The sequence below is a fragment of the Clostridium senegalense JC122 genome (assembly GCF_000285575.1).
Taxonomy (GTDB): Bacteria; Bacillota; Clostridia; order Clostridiales; family Clostridiaceae; genus Clostridium_J; species Clostridium_J senegalense.
Map to the genome: position 1 here is coordinate 374,679 of NZ_HE611052.1, position 10,643 is coordinate 385,321.

The 10,643-nt window shown below is 27.1% G+C and carries 6 protein-coding genes and 1 pseudogene; 3 read left to right on the plus strand and 4 right to left on the minus strand.

Going from position 1 to position 10,643, the window contains the following annotated elements; all coding sequences use genetic code 11:
* Positions 1 to 50: 50 nt before the first annotated feature.
* From CSGHG_RS20855 to CSGHG_RS13605, 3 genes and pseudogenes are all read right to left on the minus strand, one after another.
* Positions 51 to 1,015, minus strand: a pseudogene (locus tag CSGHG_RS20855) (P1 family peptidase); the annotation flags it as partial.
* A gap of 168 nt (positions 1,016 to 1,183) precedes the next feature.
* On the minus strand, positions 1,184 to 2,137 hold the full coding sequence (locus tag CSGHG_RS13600) for an SPFH domain-containing protein (RefSeq protein WP_010296352.1): 954 nt from the start codon (positions 2,135 to 2,137) through the stop codon (positions 1,184 to 1,186).
* A gap of 3 nt (positions 2,138 to 2,140) precedes the next feature.
* Entirely contained in the window at positions 2,141 to 2,566 is a 426-nt protein-coding gene (locus CSGHG_RS13605; protein ID WP_010296357.1) for an NfeD family protein, read from the minus strand.
* Between the two features lie 344 nt (positions 2,567 to 2,910).
* Between CSGHG_RS13605 and CSGHG_RS13610 the strand changes: the two genes are divergently transcribed.
* From CSGHG_RS13610 to CSGHG_RS20860, 3 genes are all read left to right on the plus strand, one after another.
* Positions 2,911 to 3,525, plus strand: a complete 615-nt coding sequence (locus tag CSGHG_RS13610; RefSeq protein ID WP_010296360.1) for a 3'-5' exonuclease — start codon at positions 2,911 to 2,913, stop codon at positions 3,523 to 3,525.
* A gap of 27 nt (positions 3,526 to 3,552) precedes the next feature.
* Entirely contained in the window at positions 3,553 to 4,716 is a 1,164-nt protein-coding gene (locus tag CSGHG_RS13615; protein ID WP_010296363.1) for an amidohydrolase, read from the plus strand.
* An 847-nt stretch (positions 4,717 to 5,563) separates the two neighbouring features.
* Complete coding sequence (locus CSGHG_RS20860) at positions 5,564 to 7,924, plus strand: transglycosylase domain-containing protein (protein WP_010296366.1); 2,361 nt, start codon at positions 5,564 to 5,566, stop codon at positions 7,922 to 7,924.
* 375 nt (positions 7,925 to 8,299) lie between these two features.
* On the opposite strand, the gene CSGHG_RS13625 is transcribed toward CSGHG_RS20860, so the two are convergent.
* A complete protein-coding gene (locus tag CSGHG_RS13625) occupies positions 8,300 to 9,631 on the minus strand; it encodes an APC family permease (protein ID WP_010296368.1) in 1,332 nt (443 codons plus the stop codon).
* Positions 9,632 to 10,643 lie beyond the last annotated feature (1,012 nt).

A 10,643-nucleotide genomic window follows, 5' to 3' on the forward strand; every position in this document is an offset into this window, starting at 1 on the left:
ACTAAAACTTTAGTGCTCTTTATTAATATAATATATTTACAAATTTCTTTTTTTAAAAGTTCATTTCTACTTAGTAAGCCATAACTACTTTCTGCACTTTCTATGGCATTAATCACTGCCTTTTCCATTACCTTAGATGCTAGCATTCCAACAGTGCTTACATCAGCTTCTACTATATTAGTAGCCATTGTAAATATTGTATCTCCATCATACATTGTATGAACAGGATATATAGTTTTTGCAAAACCATTATGTGCAATTGATGCAATTTTATTAGTTTCATTTTTACTTAATTTAGCATTGGTTACAATTAAACCTATAGTTGTATTGCCATTAAATCTATTATTTTTATTTTCATATTCCTTTACTAATATATTTTCTGTATTTAAAAAGCTTAATTTGTTATAATCTAATACCCCTGCTAATATTTTTCCTGTTAATGGATCTATAACATCACCAAAAGCATTTACAGCAACCATTGCACCTATTTTTAAATCTCCAATTTGTATAGCATAAGAACCAAGACCACTTTTCATTGAAGATTTTGGACCTAGAGCTTTCCCTATTGTAGCTCCACATCCAGCTCCTACATTCCCATTTAAATCTTTTCTATTAGTTTCACTAAATACACATGCTTCATACCCCATTTTTTTATCTGGTCTAATTTTACTATCACCTATTGTTAAATCAAAAAGCACAGCACTACACACTATTGGTACTTTAGTAACACCAACATCAAATCCTATATTTTTTCTTTCTAAATATTCCATGACTCCACAGGATGCATCTAACCCAAAAGCACTTCCACCAGATAGCACTACTGCATGTATCTTTTCAATCATTTCTGTAGGATTCAAAAGATCTGTTTCCCTAGTTCCTGGAGCTCCTCCTCTTACAGCAACACCACCAGTAGCTCCTTCTTCACATAAAACTACAGTGCATCCAGTTCCACCTTCATGATTTTCGCAATGACCTACTTTAATTTTTCTATATCTAAAAATTTAATTTCCTTCATAAAAACACCTCTTATAAAATATTATAATTATAGTATAATTTAAAATATATTTTATCATCAATTTTTTTATAATTTTACTTCATAATCTTTTACTAAATTCTAAATAATATTATATTTATATAAAAAAGGTATGTGAACTCAATCACACACCTCTTTATATTTTAGACTTTAATGATTTTTCATATCTTTTGACATATTTAGTGTTTCTGCTATTGCAGCAATACTTCCTAAAGAATTTAAAGAATCAACTGGTAATATCATTTTATTTGCTGGATTCTTTGACAATTCTTTAAGGGCCTCAACTTGTTTTAAAGCTATAACCGCTTCATTTGTACCAGATTCAATTATAGCTTTATTTACTCTTTGAATAGCCTCTGCTTCAGCTTTAGCTATAATCTCTATTGCACTGGATTTACCTTCTGCTTCTAAGAGTTGAGATTCTCTAAGTCCTTCTGCATGTCTTATATTTGCTTCTTTCTCTGCCTCTGCTTGAAGTATTTTTGAACGCTTATCGCCTTCTGCCTTAGCTATAGAACTTTCTCTTTGTCCTTCTGCTGTAAGTATAGCTGCTCTTTTATCTCTTTCTGCTTTCATTTGTTTTTCCATTGCATTTTGTATTTCCTGAGGTGGAACTATGTTTTTTATTTCTACAGAAAGTACTTTTATACCATATGCATCTGTTACAGTATCAACTATTGTTAAAAGCTTTGAGTTTATAGTATCTCTTCCTGCTAAAACTTCATCTAAACTCATATCACCTATAATGTTTCTCATATTAGTAATTGTTGAATACATAATTCCTGATGTGAAATCTTCAATATTATAAACAGCATCCTTAGCATTCAAAACATGGTAAAATATAACATTATCAACAGAAATTTTTACATTATCCTTTGTTATAACATTTTGAGGTGGTATGTCTAATATTTGTTGTTTCATCGAAATTTTCTTTCTTACAAAATCAGCAAATGGTATAGTAATATGCCATCCTGGTTCTAAAATTTTATAAAACTGTCCAAACCTTTCTAAAACATAAACATAACCTGTGTTTACTACTTTTACTGTTGAAAGTATTATACCTACAATCAATAAAAGTACAACTATTACTCCTATAATAGCCATAATTTATTCATCTCCCTTTTTTATAATTAATTTATTTCCATCTACGGATACAACCTTAAAACTTTCCCCTTTTAATATATTATCTCCTACATTTTTAACGTTCCAATATATTCCATTAACCTTAATTTGCTTTTCTTTAAATATATCCTCTTCCGCTACAAAAACTTTTCCAATATATTTACCCATCGTTAAAGACTCTTTTTTAAATGTTCTTTTTATATATTTCCTAGAAATTTTAAGTCCTATTACTATTGAAATTCCACCTAATATTATTGCAATTAAAAGTTGAATTTCAAAATCTACTACAAATCCAATTAAAAATGCTGGTATAAAACCTAAAATTAACCATGAATAAGTAAAATCGCTACTTAAATAATCAGCAACTATTACAACGATTGTTAATCCAATCCAAATCCAATTCAAACTCATATTTTTTACACTCCCCCCTAAAATAATACAATTAAATTAATTGCATAATTTAACAATAGTATTATTTATACTATATAATACACTATTTTCTACAATTTGCAATATAAATAACTGTATAACTATATGTTATTGTATAAATTTTAACATAACCTTTTCATTTAAAAATATTTAATATAAGCCTTTATTAAATATATATTTAAAAATCTTAATATAATTACTAGTCATTTTTTCTAATATACATTATTATATAGTATAGTATCTTTAGTTTAAACTTTACTTATAAAATATAAATTTAACTAATGATTACAATTAAACAAATCTTATTTTAGGAGGAATTTTTTCTAATGAAAATGATTTTTTTTGATACAGAAACTACAGGTATATCGCCTGGAAACATATGTGAACTTTCTTATATAATTGTAAATACTGATGTAAAACCACAAAAGACTTATGGTAAAAATTTTTTCTTTGCTGTAGAATACGTGGAACCATCAGCTAAAGAAATACATGGATTTTCTGAAGAAGATTTATATAAATTAAGTAATGGATTATATTTTGAAGATCAATTTGAAGAAATTTCAGATGATTTTTTAAATGCAGATATATTAATAGGTCACAATGTAAATTTTGATATTAAGTTTATAACTCACGAATTGGAGTTTTGTGAAATAAATTATAAACCTAAAAACACATTTTGTACTATGAACTATTATAAAAACATATGTAAATGTTCTAATGGCAAAGGTGGAATTAAGAATCCCAAACTTGAGGAAGTTGTTAATTTTTTAGGCCTTAATTCTACAATAATTAAAAATAAAGCTAATGAATTATTTGATGGTAGCGGAAATTACCATGATGCTAGATTTGACACAGCTGCAACATATTTAGTTGTAACTGAAGGAATAAGAAAAGGTTTAATCCCTAAAGGTTATTTCACAAAAATGGTTAAAAATAATTAATATAATTTTATTGGGGGTATTGTTATTATGATAGTTATTACAAATGCTAGTATTCATACTATGACTGACTTAATTTTAGAAAATGGAATGGTTATTATTAAAGATAGTAAAATAGAAGACCTTGGCTATAATTTACCAATTCCTGAAAATTCATTGGTAATTGATGCTAAAGGTGGTTTTTTAATGCCGGGGTTAATTGATGCACATTGTCATGTAGGTATGTGGGAAAATGGCATTGGATTTGAAGGTGCTGACGGTAATGAAGCTACTGATCCAGTAACACCTCAACTTAGAGCAATAGATGGTATAAATCCTTTAGATAAATGTTTTGAGGAAGCTTTATGCTCAGGTATTACTACCGTTTCAACTGGACCCGGTAGTGCTAATGTTATAGGGGGACAATTTACAATAATGAAAACCTATGGAAAAACAATAGATGATATGGTTATTAAAGAGTGTTCTGCTATGAAAATTGCTTTTGGAGAAAATCCAAAAAGAGTCTATGGAAATCAAAAAAAGTCACCTTCTACGAGAATGGGTACTGCATCAATTCTTAGAGAAAATTTTAAAAAAGCTGAAATTTATGTTGAAAAGCAAAAAAAATTTATGGAAGGTATGGAAAAAGCGCCTGAATTTGATATGAAAATGGACTCATTAGGTAAGGTAATAACAGGCGAACTCCCTGTTAAAGCTCATGCTCATAGAGCAGATGATATTTTATCAGCAATTAGAATAGCAAAAGAATTTAATTTAGACTTATCTTTAGAACATTGCACTGAGGGTCATTTGATTGTAGATTATTTAAAAAATCAAAATTTAAAAGGCATAATAGTTGGACCAACTTTATCTGATAGATCTAAGGTAGAACTTCAAAATTTAACATTTAAAACTCCATATTTACTAAACCGTGCTGGAATAAAGGTATCACTTATGACAGACCACCCAGTTATACCACTTCAATATTTGCCTATTTGTGCCGCTTTAGCTGCTAGAGAAGGTATGGACGATGAAGAAGCTTTACGTTCTATAACTATAAATCCAGCAAAAACTTTAAATATTTGTCACAGAGTTGGTTCTATAGAAAAAAATAAAGATGCAGATATAATTATTTATAATGGTCATCCTTTTGATTTAAGAAATAAAGTTAAATTTGTAATGATAAATGGTGAAATTATTAAAAACAAACTTTAATATATATTTCTTAATATTAATATAACTATAATTTTCATATTAAAGTTATGAATTTAGAATATTATTTCTATATTTCATAACTTTTTATTAACCCTATATATAATTATCTACTTTATATTAATCAAAATATTGTTGTATTTTTTTCAATATCCATTGTATAATATTAAAGGTTTGTTGTATATGTTATTATTTGTATAAATTTTAATTTAAATAATAAAAAAAGTTTATTATTTAATTACTTTCTTTACAATAATATAGGGAAATAAGCTCGAATTTAAATTTATTTAAAAACTTAAAAATATTTTCACTTTAAATTCAGTCTTAGGTTTAGATGTTTGCGAGCTTACATCATTGTTTGGTTATCTAAGTTTTAGAAATAATATTTTTAAGTTAAATTTAAACCTAGAACATATGTTAATAATTCTGTTACAATAAATAAATTTTGAAGTTATTGTACGTTTTTTGTAGCTTTGAGTGCTAAATCAATATAATTATTAACATATGAAATTTTATAGTAATAATTAAGTAAAAGTGTCTAATTTACAATTTTATATGGATTAACCTTATAATTTATAAACTTGAAATTATACAATTAAATAATATGTTAATAACTACTTTGCATATTAATAAAAATTGAAGTATAATCCATTTAAGGGTTTTCCACTATACACTTTTAAATTAATTAAAAAATTTATTAAAATATAACTTATCTTTATTTTATTACTTATAAATAAAATTTTTGTTAAATTTTAGTAATATTTTTTAATAATATTTATTATTATTATATTATCTTAATTAATTGTTATATTAAGATAATATTAAAACTTCTTTATGAAAGGAGCCCAATATGAAAGAAAAAACAACAGATAAACAAAAAAAGAAAACTCGTCGTAAAAAATCCAAAAGCAAAGGGATTTTAAAGGGGTTTTTTATATTTTTATTAGTTATTACCCTTATAGGAATGCTTGTTTTAGCTTTTAATTATAAAAACCTAAAAAACTTTTATAACGATTCTGTAGAAAAAGCTAACTCTGTATCATATCAAACATTTTTAAGCAAAATGCCTACTGTAATTTATGATAAAGACGGACAAGTAATTCGAGAACTAGCTCAATATGATTATTCATATTTAGATTACAAAAACATACAGCCAAATATTGTTAATGCCTTTGTTTCCATAGAAGATCCTAGATTTTGGAAACATAATGGTGTTGATTTTAAAGCATTATTTCGTGCTGGATTAGAACTTGTAAAAAACAAAGGAGAAATAACACAAGGTGGATCTACTATAACTCAACAACTTGTTAAAACTACAGTTCTTTCTCATGAACAAACTTTTAAAAGAAAGTTTCAAGAAATAATAATTTCTCGTAAACTTGAAGAAAAATATAGCAAAGAACAAATTATTGAGTTTTATATCAATAATATATATTTTGGTAATGGAAATTACGGTATTGAATCCGCATCTAATTATTATTTTAACAAACCATCTAAGGATTTAGACTTAAGTGAACTTTGCTTTTTAGCAGCTATACCTAATAATCCTACTATGTTTGATCCTTTATCAAATATAGAAAACACTCTTGAGAGAAGAGATCTTATACTTGATAAAATGTTAAAGGCAAAAACAATTACTCAAGATGAACATGATAGTGCTAAATCTGAAGAGATTAATCTTAATGTTAAAGAACATGAAAATTATGAACCAGAAGGTTATATGATAACTTATGCACTAAATTGTACTATCGAACAACTTATGGCTAAATCAGGTTTTAAATTTAGGACAAGTTTTAAAGATGATAATGACAGAACATCTTATTTTGATAATTATGATAAGTTATATATGGAGCTTAATGCTTCAATAAGAAAAGGTGGATATAAAATTTACACTTCATTAGACCCTGGAAAACAAGAACTATTACAAAATAGTTTAGATAATAATTTATCTGGTTATTATGGCATTGATCCAGATACAGGACTTTATTCAATGCAAGGATCTGCTGTTACAATAGATAATACAACTGGAAATGTAGTTGCAATTGTAGGTGGTAGAAGTCAGGATGGCGTTGATAATACATTTAATAGAGCTTACTTAGCTCCTAGACAGCCTGGTTCAACAATTAAGCCACTTGTAGCATACACTCCTGCTTTTGAACGTGGATATACTGCTAATAGTACTTTAGAAGATAAAGCAATATCAAATGGTCCTGCTAATGCTTACAGTGGATATAAAGGATATGTAAGTCTTAGATATGCAACTGAAATTTCCATAAATACTATACCTTTTAATCTAGTTAATGAAATAGGCGTAGATACAGCATTATCTTATCTTCATAATATGAAATTTAAGTATATAATGCCTTCAGATACAACACCTATAGTTTCTATAGGAGGTTTTACTAAAGGTACAACTGCTGTAGAAATGGCTGGAGCATATTCAACACTAGCTAGAAACGGTCAATATATAGAAACTACATGTCTTGAAAAAATAGAAAACTATGAAAATGAAGTCTTATACAAAAATTCTCATGCAAAAATAGAGATATATTCAGAAGATGCTACCAAAGAAATGACTAGTATATTGAAAGGTGTTATATCTAAACCTCACGGTACAGGATATGGAGCAGCTCTAAAAAGTGGTATGCCATCAGCTGGTAAAACAGGAACTACAGATGATGATAAAGATGCTTGGTTTTGTGGTTATACTCCTTACTACACTACTGTTGTTTATGTTGGAGCTGATATTCCTCAAACTATATATAAAGGTGGACAAGTATCGAAATCCATTTGGAAAGATTATATGGATGAGATACATTCTGGCTTACCTTTAAAAGATTTTGATGGAAGTACACTTTCTGGTCCAGATTTAAACATTATACCAGATGATACACCTAAACCTGATACAGAAAAAGAAACTGATAAAACTAAGGATAAAGACAAAGATAAAGATAAGGATAAGGATAAGGATAAGGATAAGGACAGCGATAAAAATAATAAACCTGAAACAAATAATCCTGGAAACAATAACGGAAACAATAATGGAAATAATAATGGTGATGGAAACACTAACCCTGGTGATGGTGGTGGGGAAACAAAACCACCAGTGGACCCACCTGTGGATCCACCTGTAGATCCAGTGGACCCACCTGTAGATCCAGTTGATCCACCAGTAAATCCACCGGTGGATCCACCTAAAAATCCTACTTAATAGTACAATATAGTATAATAAAATAAAAAGTGCTTAAATTTATTAAAATTTAAGCACTTTTTATTTTAAAGCACATTATATTTTATTATATATAATAAGTCTCTATATACATTTCTAAAAAGGAATTTGTCTTTCAAAGCACCTTTTATACCATTAACCAGTTTGGTCTTGTATATGCCTATATATAGCCTTTCTATTATGTATTTATTTTTTACTTCACAAAATTTTATTCAACTAAAGTAAATATATAGTTTATTTTTATAAAACTTTTTAATATAAATAAAAATTTTATATTTTCCACTTAAAATATTTAATAAAAAAAGGTTGTCTCAACTTTTTCAAGTTGAAAACAACCTTATTATTTACAATTCATAATTAAGCAACGTTCTTTCCAGAACCTGTTTCTTTTGTATTCTTTTTCTTTAAGTATAAGAACACTGGTAAACCTACTAATGTTAATACTGTTCCTACAATAGCGTTAGTAAAGCTTGAAGTTAAACAGCTTATTACTATGTATATACCTCCAATTATACCTATTAGTGGTATTATTGGGAATAAAGGCACTTTATAGCTTGCATTCATTTTTTTCTTTCTTACTAAGAATACTCCAAATACTCCCATTACGAAGAATACCCATAATACGAATACTATCATATCAGTTAATGCTTGGAATGATCCACTAGCAACATATACTAATGCTATTACACTTAGTAGTATTATTGAATTTATTGGAGTACCAAATTTAGGATTAATTTGCTCTAAAACAGCACTAGCTGGTAATTTTTTTTCTTTAGCCATAGCTACTGGCATTCTTGATCCAGCCATCATGTTTCCATTTAAAGCTCCAAAAACAGAAATCAACATACCAAGTGAAATAATAACTCCACCAATTGAACCAAATAACACTGATGCTGTATCAGCTGCAACTGCACTTGAACCTATAACTTGGTCCATTGGTAATGTTTTGATTATACCAATGCTAAATAACACGTAAACAGACATAACAATTGTTAAACCACCAATTATAGCCTTTGGTAAGTTCTTTTCTGGTTCTTTTATTTCACCAGCTAAAGTACCAACACTTATCCAACCATCATAAGCCCATAAACATCCTATTAACGCAGCTCCAAATCCACCAGCTGTAAATCCGTTAAATGAAATTGTAGAAAGTTCTCCACTTTTACCGTTGATAATACCAAATATTATAATAGCTGCTAATGGTAAAAGTTTTCCAACTGTTGCTATAACTTGAACTTTACCTACTAACTTAGTTGACACCATATGTACTAATGCCATAAAAATTATTAAACCAACCGCTAATAATTTTTGTTGTGTTGCGCTTAATCCACCTAATAATGGTGATGCAGTTTCTGATAAAACAATTGCACTAGCTGCAATTACTGCTGGGAAATATATAACAACTTGAACCCACCCATACAAGAATCCAACAACGTCGCCATATAATTCTGTTAAATAAGCGTAAAGTCCACCTTCTTTTGGTATTGCTGATGCTATTTCTGCAACAGTTAATCCTGCACAAATAGTTATAAGACCAGCGATTAGCCATGCTAATATACCTAATAATGGTGATCCAGCCTCTTTAAAAACTACAGATGCTTTAAAGAACACACCTGAACCGATAACTACCCCTACAACAACTGAGATAGCTTCTTTTAAGCCCATACTTCTTTTGTTTTCTTGTGACATTAATTTCTCTCCATTTCTGTAAAAGATTTTCGAATAATTTTTTGACTAATTTGATTAATTAGTTATTTTGAATTGCAATGTTATTGTACTCGAAAATTGTCGATGATGCAACACATTTTTTTAAAAAAACAGTGGTTTTTGTTATTTTTTTATCTAACTTTTTAATTAAATTATCAAAATATTTATTCTTTATATGCAACGTTACCAACTCAATATTCTTTTTTCTAAATAGCATCTTTCTTTAGTAACAAATTTCTTAATAATGAAAATTTTAAGTTAAATTTAAATGTTTATTATATTTTTGTTGTTTTTTTTATTATTTTAAAATTTTAAAATAATTTTTTCTAAAATTAAACTTTAATTTCTTAGAACTTCATTCTATTTTTTGTTTTTATTAATTGTTACTATTTTATATTGTTTATATAAAAAATATAACAAGGTATTTACTCCATTAAAGTAAATAAATTTTTAACATACATATTTTTGGCGTTTTTTGAAATTATTACACCATTATTATCTATTATTCTTTTAACGAAAGTACCATTAAAAGTTTATTCAAATAGTATTTTTATAACTTTAAAATAACTTTAAAATATCTACAACATACAATTGCAATGATGCTGATTTTTCATATTATTTTTCTGAATATTTCTTTTCAAGTTTTAAATTTTAAATTTTTATTTTTCTAATATAATAATTTTATTGTTTTTGTAAATAATAATAGTACGAAATTAAGCTATGTATTTTAAAACTTAACTAAAATTGCTATATAAAAATTATTAAAATATATTACAGAAAGGAGATTGTTAATACTTGTAGATAAAAAATTTAATTTTAACTTAAAGTATTAACATATATTTTATTATGGATAATAATAAAAATAGAATGAAAGAAAATTGGAAAACTCAAGCTGAGCTTAGAAAAATGTATCCTAAAGATGGTGCTGATGTTGGTATAATAAATGGTAATAAAGTTTCAAATCCTAAAGGCAAAAAACAAATCAATAAAATTA

Excerpts from the sequence above, each read along its gene's own strand:
- CSGHG_RS20860 (WP_010296366.1), top strand. The coding sequence starts at position 5,564 with ATGAAAGAAAAAACAACAGATAAACAAAAAAAGAAAACTCGTCGTAAA.
- CSGHG_RS13605 (WP_010296357.1), bottom strand. The coding sequence starts at position 2,566 with ATGAGTTTGAATTGGATTTGGATTGGATTAACAATCGTTGTAATAGTT.
- CSGHG_RS13600 (WP_010296352.1), bottom strand. The coding sequence starts at position 2,137 with ATGGCTATTATAGGAGTAATAGTTGTACTTTTATTGATTGTAGGTATA.
- CSGHG_RS13615 (WP_010296363.1), top strand. The coding sequence starts at position 3,553 with ATGATAGTTATTACAAATGCTAGTATTCATACTATGACTGACTTAATT.
- CSGHG_RS13610 (WP_010296360.1), top strand. The coding sequence starts at position 2,911 with ATGAAAATGATTTTTTTTGATACAGAAACTACAGGTATATCGCCTGGA.
- CSGHG_RS13625 (WP_010296368.1), bottom strand. The coding sequence starts at position 9,631 with ATGTCACAAGAAAACAAAAGAAGTATGGGCTTAAAAGAAGCTATCTCA.